This window comes from Pseudooceanicola antarcticus (assembly GCF_900215355.1).
GTDB classification, from domain to species: Bacteria; Pseudomonadota; Alphaproteobacteria; order Rhodobacterales; family Rhodobacteraceae; genus Pseudooceanicola; species Pseudooceanicola antarcticus.
Genome location: NZ_OBEA01000005.1, coordinates 163,575 through 185,132, shown reverse-complemented (window position 1 = coordinate 185,132; position 21,558 = coordinate 163,575). Strand labels below are relative to the sequence as shown.

Genomic DNA, 21,558 nt, shown 5'->3' with positions numbered 1-21,558 from the left:
AGAGCGGCCAGAGCGACCTGACGGAAAAGCTGGGGCAGGAACAGGTTATCGTTCACCGCTTTGCCGGTCTGCGCGGGGCCCGTAAGCCCCGCGCACCGAATGTTACCCCTTCGCCGCCTTCTGGGCGATCTGCAGGCAGAGGTCGGTGGCCACGGCCATGTCCTGGACCGAGATCCATTCCAGCGGGCCGTGGATGTTCTGCATGCCGGTGAAGAGGTTGGGGCAGGGCACGCCCATTTCGGTCAGGCGCGAGCCGTCGGTGCCGCCGCGGATCGGCACCGAGACCGGCTCGATCCCGAGCGCGCGGGAGGCGTCGCGGGCGAGGTCGACGGGCGTCATGTCCTCTTCCAGCCAATAGTACATGTTGCGGTACTGCGGGGTGATCTCGCAGGTGATCTTCGCGCGCGGCTCGGTGGCGGCGACGGCCTCGCAGACCTGCTTCAGCAGCGCGCCCTTGGCGGCCAGCCCGTCGCGCTCGAAGTCGCGGATTATGAAGGTCAGCTTCATCTCGGAAGAGCCGCCCACCATGTCGGTGGCATGGATGAAGCCCTCTCGCCCGGAGGTGGTCTCGGGGGTCATGGTGGCCTGGGGCAGCATCTCGACGATCTTCGAGGCCAGATGGATGGCGTTGACCAGCTTGCCGGTGGCGAAACCGGGGTGGATCGAGACGCCGGTCACGGTGACCTGGGCGCCATCGGCCGAGAAGGTCTCGTACTCGATCTCGCCCACCTTGCCGCCGTCGAAGGTATAGGCGAAGTCGGCGCCCAGGTCCTTGGGCAGCCGGGCATCGACGCCGCGGCCGATCTCCTCGTCCGGGGTGAAGGCCACGCGGATGGGGCCGTGGGGGATCTCGGGGTTTTCCAGCAGGTGGCGCATGGCGGTCATGATGATCGCCACGCCCGCCTTGTCGTCGGCGCCCAGCAGGGTGGTGCCGGAGGCGGTGATCAGGTCATGGCCCTGCTTTTCGGCCAGGTAGGGGAATTCCTCGGGCGAGAGCACGAGGTTGGGATTGTCGGGGAAGGTGATCTCTCCGCCGTTGTAGCCCTTGATGACCCGAGGCTTGACGCCCGTGGCGTTGAACTGCGGCGCGGTATCAACATGGGCCAGGAAACCGACGGTGGGGCCTTCGGTATTGCCGGGGATCGTCGCCAGCACGGCGCCATATTCGGTGAGCGTCACATCGCTGGCACCGATCTCGGTCAGCTCCTTTTCCAGCAGGCGCATCATGTCCAGCTGGATCTCGGTGCTGGGAGAGCTGGGCGAAAGCGCATCGCTCTGGCTGTCGATCGCGGCGTAGCGGGTGAGGCGGGCTTCAAGCTCGGGGGGGAATTGGCTGGACATGGGAACTCCTGATCTCTTGGCGCGAGAAGGCCGGGGGCGGGGGGCAGAGTCAAGTCATGCCGCCGGGGGAGTGACGCCGCTTCGCGGGGTCTTGCCGTATCGACGGAGCGCTGTGACAGGAGCAGGGCACAGGGCACAGAGCACAGAGCAAAGAGTACAGAGCACAGGGGCCGCGGGTTCGCGCCACCCGCGCCGTGGCAGGCGGACCTGTCCGCCCCGCCTCCGCGTCAGGCGCAGGAAAAAGGCCGGCCCCGAAGGACCGGCCAGTCTGGGAGGGTGCGAGGCGCGCGCGCCCCGCTCGGGAATTCCGGGTTGCGGGAGAGGGCCGGCAGGCCCTGCCGCTGGTGATCTGCCGGGGCCTCAGGGCTCCCATTGCTGGCGGAAACGCTCCCACGTCTTCTCGCCGGCCAGGCAATCGGATTGCGGCGCGACGCCGGTCGCCGGGGTGGCGTCGATACTGCCGGCGCGCATGATGCGGGGCTGGATCGCCGCGATCTCGAGCACGATCTTGCGGCGCACCGCATCGGCGAATTCGTCCCAGCTGCGCACGGGGATGACGAAAGCGCCCTGACCGCCGATCACGCAATCGCGGTAATAGGCATCAAGCGTATCCATCGACCATTGCGAGCCCACGCCCTCATCGGTCATCAGGGGCAGCCCGTTGATGATGATGCCGCGTTGCAGCAGCCGGTCACGGGCGGGCACCACGGGGGCGCCCGAGTTGTTCGGCCCGTCGCCCGAGACATCGACCACCCGCCGCAGGCCCTGGTAGCCATTGCCCTCGATCGTGTCGGCCGCATAGTCCAGCGCCGAAGAGATCGAGGTCCGCTGCATGCCATAGGGCTGGTTTGCCATCAGGGCACCGGCGACGCGCGCGGCCTCTTCGGCAGAGCCGATGGTGGTCCAGTCGACCACCACGCGATGCGATCCGGGCCCGGCCCATTCGACGTAGGTCAGGGCGATGCGCCCCAGGAAGCCGTCGCCGATGACCGACAGCACCGCGTCCGAGGTCAGCGCCTCGGCGTAGCCGCGCCGCTGGATTTCCAGCTCGCGCGAGGTCATGGAACGAGAGACATCCACCATCAGCGCCAGCTCTACATCCACCTCGACCACGGTCGGATCATAGGCGAAGAGATCGGCGCCCTCGGCGGCAAGAGGGGCGGGGAGAAACAGGAAGGGGAGTACTTGTAACAGGCGCATGACAAATTGTCCGGTGGCTGGGGCGGATCTGTCCAGAGCATTTGCTGCACCGCAGCAAATGAAATCGGTAACAACCGCAACAGATGCACAGAAAACTAGCCAATTTACCTTAACGCGAGATTTCCCCGTGCGAACTGTCGCGAATTTTCCAAATATAGCAGCTCAAGGCGCATGCGTACGGTTTGACTTGTCAAATGATTGTGAGATGCTGCGAGTGCGAAATAGTCGCCCGCGCCGCAGGGCATCGAGCCCTTGCCAGAGCCTGGCGGGCGCCCCGGCCTGACCGCCGGGCAAGGGGAAGCCGCCGCCCTGAGAGGGCCGGTCTTCCGCTCTGAATTCAGTGTCTTGGCGCCGTGGCGCGCGAAGGAGGCCTAGTGGTCGTCCTGGCCCTGCTGCCAGGGTTTCACCAGGTTGCCGAAGCGGGTGAAGCGGCCCTCGAAGGACAGTTCAACGGTGCCGATGGGACCGTGACGCTGCTTGCCGATAATCACTTCCGCCTTGCCGTGCAGACGCTCCATGCGCTCCTGCCAGGCGGCCATTTCGTCCAGCCTGTCGTCCGAGGGCTTCTCTCGTTCGACATAATATTCCTCTCGGAACACGAACATCACCACGTCGGCGTCCTGTTCGATCGAGCCCGATTCGCGAAGGTCCGACAGCTGCGGGCGCTTGTCGTCCCGGCTTTCCACGGTCCGCGACAGCTGGGACAGCGCGATCACCGGGATGTTCAGCTCCTTGGCGATGGCCTTCATGCCCATCGAGATCTCGGCGATCTCCTGCACCCGGTTGTCGGCGGTGCCACGGCAGAGCTGCAGGTAGTCGATGATCAGCAGGTCAAGGCCATGGGTCCGCTTCAGGCGCCGCGCACGGGCGGCAAGCTGGGCGATGGGCAGGGCAGGGGTGTCGTCGATGTAAAGCGGGCAGGCTTCCAGCGACTTGGCGGCCTCGACGAAGCGGCGGAATTCCTCTTCGGTCATGTCGCCCTTGCGGATCTGCTCGGAAGGAACCTCGGCCGCCTCCGACAGGATACGCGCGGCCAGCTGCTCGGCACTCATTTCCAGCGAGTAGAAGCCGACGACGCCGCCCTCGACGGCGCCTTCGGTGCCGTCATGGCGCATGCCGCGCTTGTAGGCCTTGGCGACGTTGAAGGCGATGTTGGTGGCCAGAGAGGTCTTGCCCATGGAAGGACGCCCGGCGAGGATCAGTAGGTCCGAGGGGTGCAGGCCACCCAGCTTGCGGTCCATGTCGATCAGCCCGGTGGACACGCCGGCCAGCCCGCCTTCGCGCTGGTAGGCGGCATTGGCGACGTTCACCGCGTCGGTGACGGCCTTCAGGAAGGACACGAAGCCCGATTCCGAAGAGCCCTGCTCGGAGAGCTTGTAGAGCTTCTGTTCGGCCTGGACGATCTGCTCTTTCGGATCGTTGTCGACGTTGACCCGTGCCGCCCCGTCCGAGATGTCGCGGCCCAGGCGGATCAGCTCTCGCCGGATCGCCAGGTCGTAGATCATCTGGGCGTAGTCGCGCACCGCATAGGACGAGACCGCGGCCCCGGCGAGCTTGGCCAGGTAGGAGGCGCCGCCCAGTTCCTGCAGCCCCTGGTCATCGGCCAGGAAGGCCTTCAGGGTGACCGGCGAGGCCAGGTTGTTCTTGGCGATGCGCGCCGCGGCGACCTCGTAGATGCGGGCATGGACCGGATCGTAGAAATGCCCCGAGTTGATGATCGAGGCGATGCGGTCATAGACATCATTGTTGGTCAGAATGGCGCCAAGCAGCTGCTGTTCGGCTTCCACCGAATGCGGCATGGCCTGCGCCAGATCGCCCTCTTCCCCGCCGGGATTGTCGGCGGGAGTGCCGGATGCGTTGAAGGTGCTGATCTCGTTCATGCCTGTTTCCGATATCCTGTCCAGAGGGGGGTATTCGCGATCCCGCGGCAGAGGTCCCTGCTGCCGCGGGAAGGACCTGCCTCGGTCGTCCGGATCTTCGCGCCGGATCGTCCCCCGTGGAGAGAGGTCATAGCCGCCTCAGGGCGCCCGCGACAATCTGGATATCCTGTGGATAAGATGTGCATAGGTTGATCCTACCATATCCTGTGCCCCATTTCCGGGAAATTGCCAGATAAGGTGAAATCACTTGCGCAAAGCCGCGGGATTCTGCCTGCCAGAAGAGCGTTTGGGCGCCTGTTATTTACCCGTTCGGCCCAGGGGCGTCTGCTTGCACGGCCCTGGGCGTCGATGCGGCACCGCGGCGAGTCGGTGCCGCCAGGGGGTCAGCCCTTGCGGGCCTCCTGCCAGGCGCGCGGGGCCTTGAGGAAGCGCTCGACCTCGTCCAGCGTCGCCGCGTCGAAGGCGCCACGGGCGCGGGCCTCGGCCAGGACGTCCCACCAGGTGCAGAGGTGGTGCAGGGTGACACCATGCTCGGCCAGGCGTTCCTCGGTGCCCTCGAAGATGTCGTAGTAGAAGATCACCGCCGTATGGGCGCATTCCGCACCGGTCTCGCGGATCGCGTCGACGAAGGACAGCTTCGAGCCGCCGTCGGTGGTCAGGTCCTCGACCAGCAGCACCCGCTGGCCCTCGGTCATCACGCCCTCGATACGGGCGTTGCGGCCATAGCCCTTGGGCTTCTTGCGCACATAGGTCATCGGAAGCGCCATGCGCTCGGCCACAAGGGCAGAGAAGGGGATGCCCGCGGTCTCGCCACCGGCGATGTTGTCGAAGGCCTCGAGCCCTGCGTTGCGCATCACGGTGCAGGCCATGAAATCCATCAGCGCCGAGCGGATGCGCGGGAAAGAGATCAGCTTGCGACAATCCACGTAGGACGGCGAGGGCAGGCCGGACGCCAGGGTGAAGGGGGTCTCGGTGTTGAAATCGACGGCCTTGATATCGAGGAGCATCCCCGCGGTCAGCCGGGCGATTTCGTCTTTCGAGGGGTAGGAGCTGGGGATCATCGTCGGGTCCTCTTGATCATCTCTACATATCCGATGGCCGGAAATACTGCCGCCGGAGGCTCGGGGCGCCCGGAGGCGTCCCGAAGATGGCCTGCAGCCGCGCAGACCTGCGAAACTTACGCCGCGCTGACCGAAGCCACGTGCCAGGCGGGGGTGAAACCGGGGTCGAAGACGGTCACCGGGCCGCCGGCCTCGGTCTCGATCTTGGCCGGGTAGTCCTTGGGCGTGCGCTCCAGCGTCAGGCTGCCCCGGTTGGGCGCCAGGCGGTAGAAGGCCGGACCGTTGAGAGAGGTGAAGCCCTCGAGCTTCTCCAGCGCGCCCTCCTCCTCGAAGACATGGGCTAGGATCGCCATGGTGTTGGTGGCGGTGAAGCAGCCGGCACAGCCGCAGCCGCATTCCTTGGCCGGGTCCACGTGCGGCGCGGAGTCGGTGCCCAGGAAGAAGCGCGGATCGCCAGAGGTCGCCGCCTTGCGCAGCGCCTGCTGGTGGGTGGCGCGCTTGGCGACGGGCAGGCAGTAGTAATGCGGTTTGATGCCGCCGACCAGGATATGGTTGCGATTGATCACCAGGTGATGGGTGGTGATCGTCGCGCCAAGGCCCGCTTCGGCGGAACGCACGTAGTCGGCCGCGTCGGAGGTGGTGATATGCTCCATCACCACGCGCAGCTCGGGGATTTCGCGGCGCAGCGGGTCCAGCACGGTGTCGATGAAGACCGCCTCGCGGTCGAAGATGTCGACCTCGGGGTTGGTCACCTCGCCATGGGTGCAAAGCGGCAGGCCGATCTCGGCCATCTTCTCCAGCACCGGCACCACCTTGCGGAAATCGGTAACGCCGGAGGCCGAGTTGGTCGTTGCCCCCGCCGGGTAGAGCTTCACCGCCTTCACCAGGCCCGAGGCGGCGGCTGCGGCCACGTCTGCAGGGTCGGTGTTCTCGGTCAGGTAGAGCGTCATCAGCGGCTCGAAGTCCATGCCCTCGGGCAGGGCGGCCAGGATGCGGTCACGGTACTGACCGGCCTGCTCGCCGGTGACGACGGGCGGCACCAGGTTCGGCATGATGATGGCGCGGCCGAAATGGCGGGCGGTTTCGGGCAGGACGGCCTCCAGCATCGCGCCGTCGCGCAGGTGCAGGTGCCAGTCGTCGGGGCGGCGGATGGTGAGGCTCTGGGTCATGAGGCAGGCTTTACGACATGCGCGCGCGCCGCGCCAGAGGCTTCCCGGTCAGTCCAACTGGTCCATGGCACGGCGCATCGGTGCGCCGTCCGGGATGCTGCGGCCGGCGGCATCTTGCAGGCGGCGGCGGAAGCGCGGCAGGTTCATCCGCGAGGTGACATTGCGGCAAAGCGCCTGGATCAGCACCTCGCGCCCCTCTGCCTCGAGCGAAGAGAGCAGGTTGCGCAGGTAGGGCGGATAGCGGCGGCGGCGACGGTAGAGCGTGGCGAAGACACGCGGCTCCAGCCGCTCCTGGCTGGCCAGCCGCAGCAGCGTGTGCAGCATCCCCATGCGCAGCAGCGAGCCCTGCAGCGCCGCCCCCATGTGGCGCAGCCGCAGGAGCGTGACATTGGGCCGGGCAAAGAGGGCCGCATGCATGGCATCCAGCCGCTCGACCGGATCATAGAGCACCCAGGCATGGGCGCAGGCGTCCAGCATGTCGGGCGCATAGCCGTAGCGCGAGGTGAAATCGAGCCGCCGCATCTCGCGGAAGCGCTCGTCCCATTCGGTGAGCTCGGGGTTCAGCGTCGCCTGCGGCTGGATCGCCAGCACCAGCGCACCGGGGGCTGCGACCGAGAAGGCGCAGGCGGCATAGGCACAGGGCCCGGCACCGAAGAACAGCACCTGCTCGAAGGCCTCGAAGAAGCCCTCGTCGATCAGCTCGTCGACATATTCATAGACCGCCGCATCGCGGAACCAGGTGTCCCCCTCCGAGACGATGCACAGGTGCGACCAGCCCTCTTCGCGGACCATGCGCCAGCCCATGGGCTGGCCCTCTTCGGTGAGCCCCTGGATGCCGGCCTGTGTCTCGAAGGTGACCAGCAGCGTCTCGCCTCCGGCCACATAGGCGGCGAAATGATCGCCGCCGAGCTCGCGGAAGGCACCGCGGGCGCGGGCGATCCCGGCAAGACGGGCACGCCATTCGTTCCGACCGAGTCCTTCGAGCGAGGCGGTCAGGTCGGCAGGAGGAAGGGCTTTGATCTGCTCTGGCATTGGTACTCCGGACCCCCGATTGTCCCTCGGGGTCTTCGAGCGGCGAGACTAGAGGCGGATTCGGGCAAAATTTGGGAGCCCGTCAGGCTTTGCACCGAAACGGCACGGGACTTCGCGTCAGCCTGACCCGGCGGGGGGTACCTGCCGGGCCGCCATGGCAAAGCGTTGCAGGAAGCGGGCGGCCTCGGGCGGCAGGGGGCGCGACGGCGGTGTCAGCAGCAGCCGGCCCATGAGGGCGCGGAAGGGCTCCTGCAGCATCAGCGCGCGGAAGCGCGCGTGACGCCAGGCCACGGCCTCGGCATGCAGCTGGGCCAGCGCGGGATCGGCGCGCAATGCGGCCAGCTCGGCCTCCATCCGCGGTGCAAGGCGCAGGATCGAGCTGTCCTCTTCCGTGATGAAGTTGCGTTCGACCCAATAGTCGAGATCCAGCATGTGGTCCCCATGCACGGCCCGGCCCCGGTCGGCCTTCAGCACATAGCTTTCCATGGCGCCGAGCGCATAGTGGTTGAGCTGTGCCAGCCCGTAGTTGTCACGCCCGAAGTTCGAGAAGATCCGCTCGGTGCGGAACCTGTCGGGCAGCTCGTGGCCGTCAGAGCCGAACCAGCGCGCGCCCTCCAGCCGCTCCTTCACCGGGGCGCGGGGGCGGTGGACCCCCACCTTCCGATAGGTGCCGTCGTTGCGGTAGAGCGTCTTGAACATGGCCGCACGCCAGGGCCAGTGCAGCACCGCGGGGGCGGCGCGCTGGAAGGTCTGCGTGACAGGCTTGTCCTCGTAGTGCACCACGCCCCCATTGCCGAAGAGCCGCCATGTCAGGGTGATGGCCGTGGCCTGGGGCAGGGCGGCAAGCAGGTCCGGGATGCGGCCCTCGCCCACGTGGATGTTGACGAACTCGTCGATGTCGAAGGGCAGGATCCAGTCGGCCTGCTGCACGATATCAAGCTTCTCGCATTGCTTGAGCGCGGTGAACTGGATGCCGCGCGCATCATAGGGGCCGTCATTGCGGATATGGGTCAGCTGGCCCATCTCGGCCAGCCGGTCCAGCATCGCGTCGGTGCCATCCTGGCAATCGTTCGAGAAGACGAGGAAGTCGGTGAACCCCACGGCACGGTGATGGGCCAGCCACTCCAGCAGGAAGGCGGCCTCGTTGCGCAGGCAGAGAATGGCCAGCACGCGCATCACGAGGCCCTCCGCGGGGCAGGGGCATCAGCTTTCCACATCGAGGGCCAGCGCGTAGGCCGCGCGCTCCGTCTCGGTCAGTTTCAGGGCCAGGGCCTTGTGGTAGAGATCCTGGAACTCGGGCTGGGCATGCAGCTCTGCGGCCTTGGCGCGGTGCCAGTCCAGGCCCTGCCGGTGCAGCTGGCGCAGCTGGTCGTCCTGCAAGAGGCGCTCCATCTCGGCGCGGACACGGGGGATGTTGCGCTGGATAGTGATGTCGCGGTGATCCGACCAGTCCATGCGCACCCAGTAGTTCAGCCCGATGGAGCGATCCACGTGCAGCGCCCGCCCGCGCTGGCGCTTGATCAGGTAGCTTTCGGCCGAGCGCAGGGCATAGTGGTTCAGTTGCAGCAGGTCATAGCCGATGCTCTTGCGAGAGTTCCGCCAGCCGTTCTTCAGCACTTCGCGGGTGATCTCCTGGCCCGAGCCATTGACCCATTGCACCCGCTCGGCCTTGCCCTTGCGCAGCTTGTTCGTCCGGTGGCACGAGATCTTCTGGTAGGCGCCGATATTGCGGAACATGGTCTTGAAGCCCCAGGCGGTATGGGGCTTGGGGCAGTATTTCGGCGCCGCATGGTCGAACTGCGCGATCACCATCTCATCCGAGAGCTGGGTGACGCCGTTGTGCCCGAAGAGCCGCCAGGTCATGGCGATATTGGTGGCCTCGGGCGCATGGGCGAAGAAGTCATCCAGCGTGCCATTGCCGCAGCGGACGTTGACGAACTCATCGACATCGAAATGGGCGATCCATTCGGCATCGCGGATCACCGGCTCTTCCAACGCGCAATCCAGCGCCCATTGCTGCGGAGAGTTCCCCTGCCAGCCGTCGTTGTCGCGGTGCTCGAGCACCCCGAGCTGCATCAGCCGGGTCAGGATCTCGTCAGTGCCATCGGTGCAGCCGTTGGTGTAGATCAGGAAATTGTCGAAGCCGATGGCGCGGTGGTAGGCGACCCATTCAAGGATGTAGGGGGCCTCGTTCTTCATGCAGCCGACGGCCACCCGCCCGCTGCTGCCGGCGGGCAGGGAGCGCGGCGGCGCGGGGCTGTAGGGCGGCAGGAGAGCCGTCTCGTCCAGCTGCCCCAGGTTGTTGTGCGGCGCGAAGGGGCTGCGGCTGAGCTGGTCGAACTGTACCACGGCGCCCGGTGGCAGGATGGCGCGGGCCGTCTCGCTCAGCCCTTCGCCGGGGGTGGCGGGCGCGGCGTCGATGCCCTGCGCCTCGGCGATCTTGCCCGCGCGTTCGGCGCGGGTGGCGCGCTCGATGCGCCAGCGCATGGCCATGAAGTACTGCGAGGGCCGGTAGCCATAGAGCGGGTCGGGCTCTTGCCAGGGCGCGCCGGGGGCGGGCAGGGCAAGGCTTTCCGCGCTCAGCGCCGGATGACGCTCGACAAGCCGAGCATTGCCGGGGGCGAAGCGGGCGCAGATCGCCGACAGCGCGGCCGGATCGGCCTCCGGCCCCTCGATCGCCACCTCGCCCAGGAAGGCCGACCAGAGCTTGCGCGGCAGGATCGAGGTGCCGGGCGCCAGGTAGGCCTGCAACAGGCTGTTCATCTGCCGGGCCCGCGCAAGGGTGGGCGCGTTCAGCAGCCGGCGTGGCGGCGTGGCCTCGCCCCGGCCCAGGCTGTCCTCGGTGCCCAGCATGTCGCGGATCTCGTCGATCACCGCCTCGGAGGCGAAACGCTCTGCATCATGGGGACGGAAGCTGAGACTGCCCGGACCGAAGACGCTTTCCCAATGCGCCTGCAGGGCCTCGTAATCCAGCCAGAAGAGCGGTGCCTCGATGGTGGGGAAGATACCGCGCAGGGGGTCGGCCTCGGGCATCTGGGACAGACAGGCGGTGCGCCAGTCGCTGCCCTCGGGGATCGCCTGTTCCAGGGCCAGGGAACGGCCCCGGCCTTCGTGCAGCTGCAACATATAGGCGCGCAGCATGACCTCGGTCTGCGGACCGACGTGCATGACCACCGAGATATCGTCGGAGAAGCCGCGCAGCAGGTCCCGCAGGCGCTCCAGCTCGCTGGTGCGGCTGAGGCCGCCGGCCAACTGCCCGGCCGAGAGAAGCAGGACGCGCGGCTGGGCCGCCGTGATCTCTCTCTCCAGATCGGCCTTGAGGGCGGCTTGCAGCGTGGCTTGCCGCTCTGCCGTGATGAAGCCGCGATTGAAGCGCAGCGGGTCGACCTGGTCGGGGTCGGTCATCGCCATGTAGAGCCGCGCGTGGTTTCGCTTGCCGGGGCTGCTGGGAAAGAGCACGCCGGCCTTTGCCAGAAGCTGGTTGCGCTTCACGTCGAGGGTCGCCTGCAGCGCCTCGGAGCTGGTGGCCTCGGTGCCGATATGCAGGATGATCTTCATGCCGCACCCCCCTCGGGGCGGGCGGTGTTCTCGTTGGCGCGCCCCCACCAGGGCAGGTCGAGGCCCAGGAACTGCTCCAGCTTCTGCTGCGCATCCGGGGCGGCCACGTCGAGCTCGAGATAGGCCGGGTCGCCCTCGAAGAGCCGGGCCAGGTGGGCATAATGCCCGTCGATCCAGCGCGCCAGATGCGCCTCGGAGCCGCCGAAGCCCACGGGCAGGCCGGGCAGGGCGTTGGCCTCGAGCCGGGCCGCCATGTTGGTCCAACGCATCATCGAGCCCGCCAGCTTGTCCGCCGCCCGGCGGGTGGCGGTGAACTTGACATGCGGATGCCGCGCCCGGATCGCCGTCAGCAGCGCATGGTCCATCTGCGGCCAGGCCTGGCGCCCGCCATGCAGGAAGGAAGCCTCGGCCACGGCGTCGAATTCCTGAAGCTCTTCAAGGGGATCGCCGCTGTTGTAAAAGCCGCGATAAAGGACCTGCCCGACGAAATTGCGCACCATGCCCACATGCGCGGTCTGCCCCTTGCGGATGCGGTGGTCGGCCACGTTGAGCCCGGCGCGGGCCAGGGCCTCGGCGAAGCTGGTGGTGCCCGATTTCGGCAGGCCGAGGTTGATCACGCGCATCCGGTGCATCCTAGCCAAGCCCCAGCTCTTGCATCAGCGCCTCTTCCTGCGGCGGCAGGGTGGAGGCGGCGCGCAGCTGATCGCGCATGGCCCGGTATTCGGCCTGCTGCAGCAGCGCGTCGCGGCGGGCGCAATGCAGGCGGACGGCCTCGTCATGCAGATCGGCGATGTCGGGCAGGGCCTTCAGGGCCCGGATCTCCTGTTGCAGGGCCGGCAGGTAGCGCAGGATCGAGCGATCCTCCCAGGCGATATCGGCGCGCTCGCGCCAATAGGTGTCGTCGAAGGCGCGGTTTTCGCGGTTCACGTCGCCCCGGTCGTTCTTCACCAGGTAGCTGTCGAGAGAGCGCAGGGCGTAGTGGTTCAGCGTCGCAAGATTGCGCGCGCCACGGGCCGGGAACTTGCGGATGCGGCGCGGATTGTCGGCGAGCAGGAACTTCTGCGGCACCGGGCGACCGCTGCCGTCGGTCCAGGTGGGGTGGTCCTCTGCCTCAAGCCGGCCCGGCATGAAGGGACGGTGCGCACCGTAGTAGCGCAGGGGAAAATCGCGGCGCACCAGGGATTTGACCTCTATCGCGGTTTCGCCGCACCAGATGTCGGGGTTGTGGCAGCGGGTGAACTGGCTGATCACCGGGCGGTCCTCGAAGTGCTCGACGCCGCCATTGCCGAAGAACTGGAAATTGACCGAGATCGCCTGCGGATCGCCACAGGCCTCGATCAGGGAAGGTATGGTATGATCGCCGGCGTGGATGTTGAGGAACTCGTCCACATCCGCGATCCACACCCAATCGGCGTTCTTCACGATGGGGCGCCGCAGTGCCGCATCCTTCAGCGCCTCCATCTGGTAGTTGCGCCCCTCGGCGGGGTTCTGGCGGTGCCGCACCACGCCATGATCGCGCAGCCGGTCCAGGAGCCGGTCGGTGCCGTCGGTGCAGTCGTTTGAATAGAAAAGAAAATCCGTCACGCCGATGAGGCGGTTGAAGGCGATCCATTCCAGCAGGAAGGGCCCCTCGTTCTTCACGCAGGTGAGCGCGGTGATGCGCATCACGCACCCCCCGCCGGGATGCGGCTGTCTCTGGCCTTGATGGTCATCGCGATCCGCCCTTGCCGCGCCATTGCGCGGCATGCCTGCCGGTTTCGGTTCTTCTTGTAGCGCAGGATCGCAATTTCCGATCCTTGCGTCAATTGGCCGGATGTGGGGGCGAAGGGGATAAATGTTGCCCGTTTGGGGCGGGGAAAGCCATTTATCTACCGTAGGTTGCGCGATGAAGTTGAAGTGTGCGAGGCGCCGTCTCGCGCTCGTGATTGAACCGAATGCGGGGGGTCGGTGTTGTCTAGCTGACGGACCGCTTTGACGGACGACAGATGAAAGGACACGGGAATGACGATGCGACTTCTCAGGAACGGAACGGCGCTGGCGCTCAGCCTGTCGCTGGCAATGCCCTCGATCCCCATGGCGCAGGAGGAAGAGAGCCTCTCGCCCGAAGAGGCGGCCCGCGAGGCCTGTGACACGCTGGAGGGCGATGCCCTGACGCAATGTATCGCCGATGCGCTGGCCGAGCAGCTGGAGCCTCTGGCCCCGGCCGAGGAACCCGCGCCTGAGGCCGAGCCCGCCCCGGAAGCCGAGCCGGAGGCCCTGACCGAAGAAGCCCCCGCCGAAGAAGCCCCGGCCGCAGAGGCCGAAGCCCCGGCGGAAGAACCTGCCGCCGAAGAGCCTGCCCCGGAAGAGGGCCTGCTGCCGCAGGTCGAGCAAGGGCTGCAGGGCGCGCTCGATGCGATCACCGGCGAGAGCTCCGAGGAAGGTCAGGTCGAAGAGACCACCCCCGAGGCAGAGCCCGAAGCCGAACCGGCCCCCGAAGCGGAAGTCGAACCGGCCCCCGAAGCCGAGGCCGAGGTTGAGCTGGAAGCCGAGACCGAGGCAGAGCCTGCGCCTGAGCCGGCTGCAGAGGACACCGCCGAGGCGCCTGTCGAGGCCCCCGCCGAGGAAGCTTCCGAAGACTCCGCGGAATCGGCACCGATGACCGAGGAAGAGAAGCTTGAAGAGGACGCGCGCCGTGCCGAAGAGCAGGCCGCCCGCCAGGAAGAGCTGCAAACCACCGCCGCCGCCCAGGAAGGGGCCGAGGCCGCCGAGGTCGAAGAGCAGCAGGTGACCGAACAGACTAGCCGCTCCTCCTCCGAGGAGTTCGAGACCAGCGTCAACGAAGAAGCTCCGCAGGCCGAGCAACAGGCCAAGGACGATGGTCGCAACGAGCTGCTCGACGCGCTCGGCAAGGCCGCGATCGTGGGTCTTGGCGCCTATGCGGTCGGCAAGATCATGAACAACGGCGACAAGGTGGTCAGCAACTCCGGTGACCGTGTCGTGGTTGAACGTGATGGCCGCTACGTGGTGCTGAAGGACGACGACGAACTGCTGCGCCGCCCCGGCAGCGACGTGCGCACCGAGACCTTCTCGGATGGCTCGACCCGCAGCACGGTGACCCGTGACGACGGTTCGCGCGTGGTGACGATCCGTGCCGCCGACGGCACGGTGCTGCGCCGCACGCGCATCCTGCCCGATGGCACCGAGGTGCGTCTGTTTGACGATACCCGCCAGATCGAGGCCGTCCGTGTCGATGATCTGCCCGAGGCCCCGAAGCGCGAGCTTCAGGTCCAGAACCGCAATGCGGCAGAGCTTGAGCAGGCGCTGAACCAGTACCGCACCGGCGTCGACCGCGCCTTCTCTCTGGGCCAGGTCCGCGACATCCGCGCGGTGCGCAACCTGGTGCCCGAGATCAACGTCGACAACGTCAACTTCGAGACCGGCAGCGCCGTGATCCGTGCCGAAGAAGCCCGCGATCTGGCTGAACTGGGCCAGGCAATGTCGGCGATGATCGCCGAGAACCCCTCCGAGGTCTTCCTGGTCGAAGGCCACACCGATGCGGTCGGCTCGGCCAGCTACAACCTTGCCCTGTCGGACCGCCGCGCCGAGAGCCTGGCGCTGGCACTGACCGAGTATTTCGACGTCCCGCCCGAGAACATGATCGTTCAGGGCTATGGCGAAGGTGATCTGAAGATCGCCACGCAGGATGCCGAACGGGCCAACCGTCGCGCCGTGGTGCGTCGCATCACGCAGCTTCTGCAAGGCAGCTGAACGCGCATCTGATTGAAGAAAAAGGCAAAGGGCCGCTCCTCGGAGCGGCCCTTTCCGCATCGGCCCCGCTATCGGCTTGCCCCTGTCCCTGGCCGCTCCTAGACTTTGCCCGGACAGGGGAGCAGGCCATGGAACGCTTCGACGACATTCCCGAACAGGCATTGGACTGGCACCGCGCGGGGCGCGGCGCCGTGCTGGCCACGGTGGTCGAGACCTGGGGCTCTGCGCCCCGGCGCACCGGCAGCCAGCTGGCGATCTCGGGCACGGGCGAGATGGCAGGCTCGGTCTCGGGCGGCTGTGTCGAGGGCGCGGTGGTGCTCGAGGCGCTCGAGGCGCTGGAAGCGGGCGCGCCGAGGATGCTGGAGTACGGTGTCTCGGACGGCGATGCCTTCGCCGTGGGCCTGGCCTGCGGCGGTACGATCCGGGTGCTGGTGCAGCCCGTGGGAACGGCGATCCCCGTCGAGATGCTCGAGGCGCTGGTCGAGGCGCGCGCCGCGCGGCGGCCGGTGGGGCTGATCTCGGACCCTTCGGGCCAGATGGTCGAGGTGACCAGCGAAGGCCATGACGAACGCTTCCGCAAGGACCGCTCCGGCCTCGACGAAGAGGGGCGCTTCATCGCCGTGCAGACGCCGCCGCTGCGGCTGCTGGTGATCGGCGCGGTGCATATCGCCCAGGCGCTGGTGCCCATGGCGCGGATGACCGGTTTCGCGGCCACGGTGATCGACCCGCGCGACAGTTTCGCCACCGCGGCCCGGTTCCCCGACACCACCCTGGTGAATGACTGGCCGGACGAGGTGATCGCGGATCAGCCCATGGACCTGCGCACGGCGCTGGTGCTGTTGACCCATGACCCGAAGTTGGACGACCCGGCGCTGATCGCCGGGCTGCGCTCGGATGCTTTCTACATCGGGGCGCTCGGCTCGACCCGCACCCATGCCAAGCGGCTGGAGCGGATGCGAGAGGCGGGGTTCTCGGACGCTGACCTGGGGCGCATTCATGGCCCGGTGGGGCTGGATATCGGCGCTGCCAACCCGGCAGAGATCGCGGTCTCGATCCTGGCGGAGATGGTGCAGAGCCTGAGGCAGTCGGGATGAAATTCGGACCCGTGCCGCTGGACCAGGCCCTGGGCGCGATCCTGGCCCATTCGCTGGACCTGCCCGAGGGCCGGTTGAGGAAGGGCATGAAGATCGACGCGGAGGCCGTTGAAAAGATGCGGTATTTCGGCGTTTCCGAAGTGGTCGCCGCGCAGCTGGAAGAGGGCGACGTGCATGAGGATGCGGCGGCGCTTGAGCTGGCGCAGGCGCTGGCGCCCGAGGGCTCGGGCCTGAAGATCGGACGACCCGGCACCGGCCGGGTGAACCTTTTCGCCGAGGCACCGGGGGTGGCGCGGATCGATGCCGCCAAGGTGCAGGCGGTCAATGCGATCCACCCGATGATCACCCTCGCCACGGTGCCCGAATGGCAGCGCATGGCGCGGGGGGGCATGGTGGCGACGGTCAAGATCATCTCCTATGCCGTGCCCGGACAGGCGCTGAGCGCGGCGCGCGGGGCCGGGCGCGGGGCCCTGGCTCTTTGCGGTCTCGCCCGCCCAAGGGTGACCCTGATCCAGAGCTTCGTCGGAGAGCAGATGGCCGGCAATGGCCCGCGCGCCATCTCTGAACGGCTGGAACGCCTGGGCGCCGGGCTGGTGGCGGAAAGCAATGTCTCTCATGACGAAGAGAGCCTTTCGCTGGCGCTGGCCGCGGCGCGCGATGCTGCCGCAAGCGACCTGATCCTGCTGCTGACCGGCTCGGCCACCTCCGACCCCGATGACGTGGGGCCTGCCGCACTGCGTCACGCAGGCGGGCAGATGATCCGCTTCGGCATGCCCGTCGACCCCGGCAACCTGCTGTTCCTCGGTGATCTGGCGGGCTGTCCGGTGATCGGCCTGCCGGGCTGCGCCCGCAGCCCTGCGCTCAACGGGGCCGATTGGGTGCTGGAGCGGCTGCTGTGCGGGGTCGAGGTCACCTCGGCGCAGATTGCCGCCATGGGTGTCGGCGGACTTCTGAAGGAAATTCCCACCCGACCGCAGCCACGTGATCCGAAATGAGGCCGGGGGGTCTTGCCCCCCTGCCGTCACCATGGTTCAGTGCCCCAAGCAACCGAAGCGACGGGGGAGCCGATGACCAATATCAGCCTGCAAGTGAACGGAAAAACCGTCTCGGGAGAGGTCGAGCCCCGGACCCTTCTGGTGGACTTCCTGCGCGAGGGCCTGGGCCTGACCGGCACCCATGTGGGCTGTGATACCAGCCAGTGCGGCGCCTGCACGGTCCATGTGGACGGCGAGCAGGTGAAATCCTGCACCATGCTCGCGGTCGAGGCCGAGGGCACGGCGGTCACCACGATCGAGGGGCTGGCCGAGGACGGCAAGCTCACCCCCCTGCAACAGGCCTTCCAGGACGAGCACGGGCTGCAATGCGGCTTCTGCACGCCGGGCATGGTGATGTCCCTGACCGCGCTGCTGAAAGAAAACCCCAAGCCCGCGGAGCACGAGATCCGCGAGTATCTCCAGGGCAACATCTGTCGTTGCACCGGCTATCACAACATCGTCCGCGCAGCTCTGGCGGCCTCTGGGCAGCTGTGAGCGCACGGCCGGCGCAGCCCCAGGACCGGGCAGCGCTGGAGCAGATGCTGACGCCCTATCTGTCCGAGCTGTCGGGCAGTGCCGCGCAGGACTATGCCCATTTCGATCTCTACTGGCAGGCGCCGGACCGTCAGCCCTGGGTGATCGGCGCTTCCGAGCCCCAGGGCTTCGCGCTGATCCGACAGCTCGAAACCTCTGGCTCCGACGGCGTGCCGGTGCGCCAGGTGGCCGAATTCTATATCCGTCCCGAGGCGCGGCGCGCGGGCCTTGGGCAGGCGGCCGCGGCGCATATCTTCGCGCAGAACCCCGGCCTCTGGCAGATCGGCATCCTGGCCGGCAATGCCGCCGCGCGGCTCTTCTGGCCCCGTGCCGTGGCCGCCGCCGGTGGCGAGATGCTGCAAGAGACCCATGGCGACGAGGGTGTCGCCCGGCTGCATTTCCAGATGAAACCCTGACCGCACTGGCTGGCCTGTTTGCCGGGCCGCTGAAGGCTCATCCTCAACGTTCCACCGCCGCTGCAGGGCAGGGCGAAAAGGAAGAGGGGGGAGCACGTGTTGGTCAATCTCGCCCTGCACGCCGAGCCTTTTGATTGCTGCGCGGCGAAGGTCCGTTTCGAGCCCATTGTACCGAATGCCGCGCAATGCGCGAATGGCAGCTTCGTTAGTCCGGTACGGCGGCGAAGGATGGAACGACCCCTCGTTTCCATATCATCACGATGATCGCCGTGACCGTGATCTGGGCCGCTGCGAACACCACCATCGCCGACAGAAGGCCAAGCATATCGGCCAGTGCGCCACTAGCGATCACGGGAAGCGAGAACCCGAAATACGCATAGACGAACAGACCCGCGGTCGCCCTTGCTCGGTCGTCCGGCGCACGCAATGAAACTTCCGCCAATGAAGCGAGATAGGTGAAGCCGTAGCTGGCCGCGCTGGTGATGCAGGTGCCGACAAGAACGAATGCCAGAATCTTCAACCACACTCCGGCCAGAAGGACGAGAAAGCCGAGTGGGATCAATACGAACCCGAGGGCGAGCGCGCGGTCGTTGGTCACGCGCCGGGCAATCGGTTGGCAGAGAAATCCTACGAAGATCGCCAGGAAGATGACAAGGCCCGTCCACCCACCGAGATCGTTCGCGGCAAGCTCCAGCGGAATGACCGCGATGGTGATGCCGGTCGTGGACCAGGCGAGCGCCATTGCGGCCCCGAACATCCATGTGCCGGAAGGGAAGACCGGCAGGCGCAGAAGGGACACGGGGCGAGGCTTGTCCATTCGGGGCAGTCCGAGGGCAATTACGGCGAGGACCGGAGCCGCCACGAACAGGGCGATGTAGCTGGCAGGCAGAAGCGTCGGACCCTGTACCCCGAGGCTGATACCGGTCGCCAGAGCGCCGCCGCCAAAGCCGAGAGATGTAGCTGAGGTCACGATCAGGGCGGCATTCTTCGCGCGGTCAGAGCCGAGAATTTCCGTCATGTAGGCCGTCCCGGCGGTTGTCGCCAGACCGGTTCCGATTCCGAGCAGGAAGCGCGCGACGACAAGACTTCTCCAGCTTGGCACCTGTACGAGAAGCGCCGTCGCCACTGCGCCTAGGATCAACGCCAGCGCAATCGGGACCCGTCGTCCAATCCGGTCCGACAGCCCACCGAGCAGCAAGAGCGTCGGCATGAGACCCCCGACATAGGCCGCGAACGCAAACGTCACCGCCGTCGCCCCGACATCACTTTCCGCTGCATAGGCATCATAGAGCGGAGCCTGAAGGTTCACGGCGAACGTCACCGTGAAAAGGCCAAGAGCGAGCAGCGAAACGGGGATCAGTTTGGACATGGGGCGCGGACCTCGAAGATTGACTCGAGATCGGAATGCCATGAGATAACAAGTATGACAATTTTTTGATTGTACTAGATACAGTGAGAATATGAGGAAAGCCCGTTACATACGCCTCGCCGACCTGGTCTCGACCGCGATTCAAGAGGGCAAGCTGGCCCCTGGCACGAAACTGCCCACACATCGCGCGTTTGCGGAACAGTTCAATGTGGCTCTTGCCACTGCGACTCGTGCTTATGGGGAGCTGGAGCGGAGAGACCTGATTGTCGGCGAAGCTGGTCGTGGCACCTTCGTGCGAGACCGCGGACTACCTCCTACGCTGGGGGTCCGACAGACCGCCAGCGATGGCCTCATTGACCTGGTTTTCAACATGCCGGGGGACGCGGCCGATGCGGATATGTTGCGGACGGGCCTGCGGCGACTTGCGGCGGCGGGCGACCTTGAGGCGATGCTGCGCTACCAGCCCCACGGCGGGCGGACGCACGAACGCCGGATTATTGCCGAATGCCTTGCCGCGACCCTTGGTTCTATCGACCCCGAATGCCTTCTGGTCACGTCAGGCGGTCAGCATGGGCTGGCAACCATCGCCCTTGGGCTTTTGGGACGCGGCGACAGGATCGCAACCGACACCCTGACTTACCCCGGCTTCAAATCCATTGCGGCGTTGCAGGGCCTTGATCTTGTTCCCGTCGAGGGACGGCACGGCGTGATGGAGCCGGACGATCTGGAACGAAAGTGTCGCGCGCGCAAGCTGCGGGCGGTTTATCTGATGCCGACGGTTCACAACCCCTTGGGTTCGGTTATGGATGAGGCAACACGCCTGCGTCTGGTCGAGGTCGCGCGCGCGCATGACCTATTGCTCATAGAAGACGCGGCCTACGCTTTTTTGGAGCCGGACCCACCACCAAGCCTCATCGCTCTCGCGCCGGAACGAACGGTCCACGTAGGGGGCTTCTCTAAAAGTCTCGCCACAGGGTTGCGTCTGGGATACTTGATCGCTCCTATGACCCACACAGACAGATTGCTTGAAGCGATCAGGGCGACGACTTGGAACGCCCCGGCGCTGATTTCCGGTCTGGTCTCGGGCTGGGTGGAGGACGGCACACTTGCCAACTCAGAAGAGACCCGGCGACGGGACGGCGCGGAGCTTCAGCAGCTATGCCAGACTGTTTTTGATGGACGGTCCATTCTTTCACATCGCAACGCAGGCTTTGCCTGGCTGCCGCTCGAAAAGGGTGTTCGGGCAGAACCCATCGTCACACGTTTGAAAGAGCACGGTATTTCCGTATCCGGTGCAGAACCTTTCGCAACGACGGTTGCAGTGCCCCAGGCGCTTAGGCTTGCTTTTGGCGGCGCGCCGAAAGATGAGCTGGAGGAGGTCTTTCAGATAGTTCGCAAAGCTGTCGATAGGGCTTCCGTGTCGTGAGAAAGTTCCGAGAGCTGACATTCGTGCAGCCACAGCGAAATGGTGCTTTGTCCGCAGAGCGGACCATCACGGTTTGCGGACAGCCCAAAAGAAAACGCCCTCCGCAAGGGGAGGGCGTTCTGCGATCTCGAAGGCAGGATGGGATCAGCGCGCGACGGGGCCGATCATCATGACCATCTGGCGGCCTTCCATCTTCGGCATGTTCTCGACCTTGCCGAGTTCCTTCACGTCTTCCGCAACGCGCTCGAGGAGCTCGCGGCCGAGGTTCTGGTGCGCCATCTCGCGGCCCCGGAAGCGCAGGGTGACCTTCACCTTGTCGCCCTTTTCCAGGAACTTCATGACGTTGCGCATCTTCACTTCGTAGTCGTGAATGTCGGTGCCGGGGCGGAACTTCACCTCCTTCACCTCGATGATCTTCTGCTTCTTCCGGGCTTCGGATTCGCGCTTCTGCTGTTCGTACTTGAACTTGCCGAAGTCCATGATCTTGCAGACCGGCGGGGTGGCATTGGGCGAGATCTCGACAAGGTCGAGACCGGCTTCTTCTGCCATGGCGAGCGCCCGAGCGGGCGGCACAACGCCTACGTTTTCGCCCTCGGCACCAATCAGGCGCACTTCGGGGCAACGGATGCGGTCGTTCACGCGGGGGCCGGTGTCACGGGTCGGCGGCGCGTTGTGAGGTCTGCGAGCTATGGTT

The 21,558-nt window shown here is 66.4% G+C and carries 18 protein-coding genes; 6 read left to right on the top strand and 12 right to left on the bottom strand.

From position 1 onward, the window contains the following. Nucleotides 1-102: 102 nt before the first annotated feature. The 10 genes from pepT to CRO50_RS13660 all read right to left on the bottom strand — a co-directional run bounded on the left by pepT (nt 103) and on the right by CRO50_RS13660 (nt 12,906). The gene (gene pepT, locus CRO50_RS13705) at nt 103-1,341 is read right to left on the bottom strand and encodes a peptidase T (protein ID WP_097146486.1); all 1,239 of its coding nucleotides are present in this window, start codon (nt 1,339-1,341) and stop codon (nt 103-105) included. Between the two features lie 360 nt (nt 1,342-1,701). After that, nucleotides 1,702-2,541 (bottom strand): DUF1194 domain-containing protein, encoded by an 840-nt coding sequence (locus CRO50_RS13700; RefSeq protein ID WP_097146485.1) that lies wholly within the window; start codon nt 2,539-2,541, stop codon nt 1,702-1,704. 371 nt (nt 2,542-2,912) lie between these two features. Then, nucleotides 2,913-4,421: a replicative DNA helicase gene (locus CRO50_RS13695; RefSeq protein WP_097146484.1), complete on the bottom strand. Its 1,509-nt coding sequence runs from the start codon at nt 4,419-4,421 to the stop codon at nt 2,913-2,915. 383 nt (nt 4,422-4,804) lie between these two features. Further along, nucleotides 4,805-5,482 carry an orotate phosphoribosyltransferase gene (locus CRO50_RS13690; RefSeq protein WP_097146483.1) on the bottom strand — a complete coding sequence of 226 codons (678 nt, stop codon included), beginning with the start codon at nt 5,480-5,482 and terminating at the stop codon, nt 4,805-4,807. 116 nt (nt 5,483-5,598) lie between these two features. After that, nucleotides 5,599-6,651 (bottom strand): dihydroorotase, encoded by a 1,053-nt coding sequence (gene pyrC, locus CRO50_RS13685; RefSeq protein ID WP_097146482.1) that lies wholly within the window; start codon nt 6,649-6,651, stop codon nt 5,599-5,601. A 48-nt stretch (nt 6,652-6,699) separates the two neighbouring features. After that, nucleotides 6,700-7,683 carry a phosphoadenosine phosphosulfate reductase gene (locus CRO50_RS13680; RefSeq protein ID WP_179747289.1) on the bottom strand — a complete coding sequence of 328 codons (984 nt, stop codon included), beginning with the start codon at nt 7,681-7,683 and terminating at the stop codon, nt 6,700-6,702. A 117-nt stretch (nt 7,684-7,800) separates the two neighbouring features. Then, nucleotides 7,801-8,859, bottom strand: a complete 1,059-nt coding sequence (locus CRO50_RS13675; RefSeq protein WP_097146481.1) for a glycosyltransferase family 2 protein — start codon at nt 8,857-8,859, stop codon at nt 7,801-7,803. A gap of 27 nt (nt 8,860-8,886) precedes the next feature. Beyond that, a complete protein-coding gene (locus tag CRO50_RS13670; RefSeq protein WP_097146480.1) occupies nt 8,887-11,241 on the bottom strand; it encodes a glycosyltransferase family 2 protein in 2,355 nt (784 codons plus the stop codon). After that, entirely contained in the window at nt 11,238-11,864 is a 627-nt protein-coding gene (locus CRO50_RS13665) for a sulfotransferase family protein (protein ID WP_097146678.1), read from the bottom strand. Before CRO50_RS13665 ends, CRO50_RS13670 begins: the two co-directional genes overlap by 4 nt. Nucleotides 11,865-11,874: 10 nt before the next feature. After that, the gene (locus CRO50_RS13660) at nt 11,875-12,906 is read right to left on the bottom strand and encodes a glycosyltransferase family 2 protein (protein ID WP_097146479.1); all 1,032 of its coding nucleotides are present in this window, start codon (nt 12,904-12,906) and stop codon (nt 11,875-11,877) included. Nucleotides 12,907-13,242: 336 nt separating this feature from the next. On the opposite strand from CRO50_RS13660, the gene CRO50_RS13655 reads away from it, so the two are divergent. From CRO50_RS13655 to CRO50_RS13635, 5 genes are all read left to right on the top strand, one after another. After that, nucleotides 13,243-14,991 carry an OmpA family protein gene (locus CRO50_RS13655; protein ID WP_097146478.1) on the top strand — a complete coding sequence of 583 codons (1,749 nt, stop codon included), beginning with the start codon at nt 13,243-13,245 and terminating at the stop codon, nt 14,989-14,991. Nucleotides 14,992-15,119: 128 nt separating this feature from the next. After that, a complete protein-coding gene (locus tag CRO50_RS13650; protein ID WP_097146477.1) occupies nt 15,120-16,085 on the top strand; it encodes an XdhC family protein in 966 nt (321 codons plus the stop codon). After that, on the top strand, nt 16,082-17,080 hold the full coding sequence (locus CRO50_RS13645) for a molybdopterin-binding protein (protein WP_097146476.1): 999 nt from the start codon (nt 16,082-16,084) through the stop codon (nt 17,078-17,080). Before CRO50_RS13650 ends, CRO50_RS13645 begins: the two co-directional genes overlap by 4 nt. A 72-nt stretch (nt 17,081-17,152) precedes the next feature. Beyond that, complete coding sequence (locus tag CRO50_RS13640) at nt 17,153-17,614, top strand: (2Fe-2S)-binding protein (protein ID WP_097146475.1); 462 nt, start codon at nt 17,153-17,155, stop codon at nt 17,612-17,614. Beyond that, nucleotides 17,611-18,069, top strand: coding sequence for a GNAT family N-acetyltransferase (locus CRO50_RS13635; protein WP_143516923.1), 459 nt, complete (start codon nt 17,611-17,613; stop codon nt 18,067-18,069). Before CRO50_RS13640 ends, CRO50_RS13635 begins: the two co-directional genes overlap by 4 nt. Nucleotides 18,070-18,274: 205 nt before the next feature. On the opposite strand, the gene CRO50_RS13630 is transcribed toward CRO50_RS13635, so the two are convergent. Further along, nucleotides 18,275-19,438: an MFS transporter gene (locus tag CRO50_RS13630; protein WP_097146473.1), complete on the bottom strand. Its 1,164-nt coding sequence runs from the start codon at nt 19,436-19,438 to the stop codon at nt 18,275-18,277. 91 nt (nt 19,439-19,529) lie between these two features. On the opposite strand from CRO50_RS13630, the gene CRO50_RS13625 reads away from it, so the two are divergent. Next, complete coding sequence (locus tag CRO50_RS13625; protein ID WP_097146472.1) at nt 19,530-20,864, top strand: aminotransferase-like domain-containing protein; 1,335 nt, start codon at nt 19,530-19,532, stop codon at nt 20,862-20,864. Between the two features lie 144 nt (nt 20,865-21,008). Here the strand turns inward: CRO50_RS13625 and infC are convergent, their stop codons facing one another. After that, complete coding sequence (gene infC, locus CRO50_RS13620; RefSeq protein ID WP_232617715.1) at nt 21,009-21,503, bottom strand: translation initiation factor IF-3; 495 nt, start codon at nt 21,501-21,503, stop codon at nt 21,009-21,011. Nucleotides 21,504-21,558: the final 55 nt, after the last annotated feature.

What these genes read in the sequence shown, in the direction of transcription:
- pepT (WP_097146486.1), bottom strand. Translation starts at nt 1,341, where the DNA reads ATGTCCAGCCAATTCCCCCCCGAGCTTGAAGCCCGCCTCACCCGCTAC.
- CRO50_RS13700 (WP_097146485.1), bottom strand. Translation starts at nt 2,541, where the DNA reads ATGCGCCTGTTACAAGTACTCCCCTTCCTGTTTCTCCCCGCCCCTCTT.
- CRO50_RS13695 (WP_097146484.1), bottom strand. Translation starts at nt 4,421, where the DNA reads ATGAACGAGATCAGCACCTTCAACGCATCCGGCACTCCCGCCGACAAT.
- CRO50_RS13690 (WP_097146483.1), bottom strand. Translation starts at nt 5,482, where the DNA reads ATGATCCCCAGCTCCTACCCCTCGAAAGACGAAATCGCCCGGCTGACC.
- pyrC (WP_097146482.1), bottom strand. Translation starts at nt 6,651, where the DNA reads ATGACCCAGAGCCTCACCATCCGCCGCCCCGACGACTGGCACCTGCAC.
- CRO50_RS13680 (WP_179747289.1), bottom strand. Translation starts at nt 7,683, where the DNA reads ATGCCAGAGCAGATCAAAGCCCTTCCTCCTGCCGACCTGACCGCCTCG.
- CRO50_RS13675 (WP_097146481.1), bottom strand. Translation starts at nt 8,859, where the DNA reads ATGCGCGTGCTGGCCATTCTCTGCCTGCGCAACGAGGCCGCCTTCCTG.
- CRO50_RS13670 (WP_097146480.1), bottom strand. Translation starts at nt 11,241, where the DNA reads ATGAAGATCATCCTGCATATCGGCACCGAGGCCACCAGCTCCGAGGCG.
- CRO50_RS13665 (WP_097146678.1), bottom strand. Translation starts at nt 11,864, where the DNA reads ATGCGCGTGATCAACCTCGGCCTGCCGAAATCGGGCACCACCAGCTTC.
- CRO50_RS13660 (WP_097146479.1), bottom strand. Translation starts at nt 12,906, where the DNA reads ATGCGCATCACCGCGCTCACCTGCGTGAAGAACGAGGGGCCCTTCCTG.
- CRO50_RS13655 (WP_097146478.1), top strand. Translation starts at nt 13,243, where the DNA reads ATGACGATGCGACTTCTCAGGAACGGAACGGCGCTGGCGCTCAGCCTG.
- CRO50_RS13650 (WP_097146477.1), top strand. Translation starts at nt 15,120, where the DNA reads ATGGAACGCTTCGACGACATTCCCGAACAGGCATTGGACTGGCACCGC.
- CRO50_RS13645 (WP_097146476.1), top strand. Translation starts at nt 16,082, where the DNA reads ATGAAATTCGGACCCGTGCCGCTGGACCAGGCCCTGGGCGCGATCCTG.
- CRO50_RS13640 (WP_097146475.1), top strand. Translation starts at nt 17,153, where the DNA reads ATGACCAATATCAGCCTGCAAGTGAACGGAAAAACCGTCTCGGGAGAG.
- CRO50_RS13630 (WP_097146473.1), bottom strand. Translation starts at nt 19,438, where the DNA reads ATGTCCAAACTGATCCCCGTTTCGCTGCTCGCTCTTGGCCTTTTCACG.
- CRO50_RS13625 (WP_097146472.1), top strand. Translation starts at nt 19,530, where the DNA reads ATGAGGAAAGCCCGTTACATACGCCTCGCCGACCTGGTCTCGACCGCG.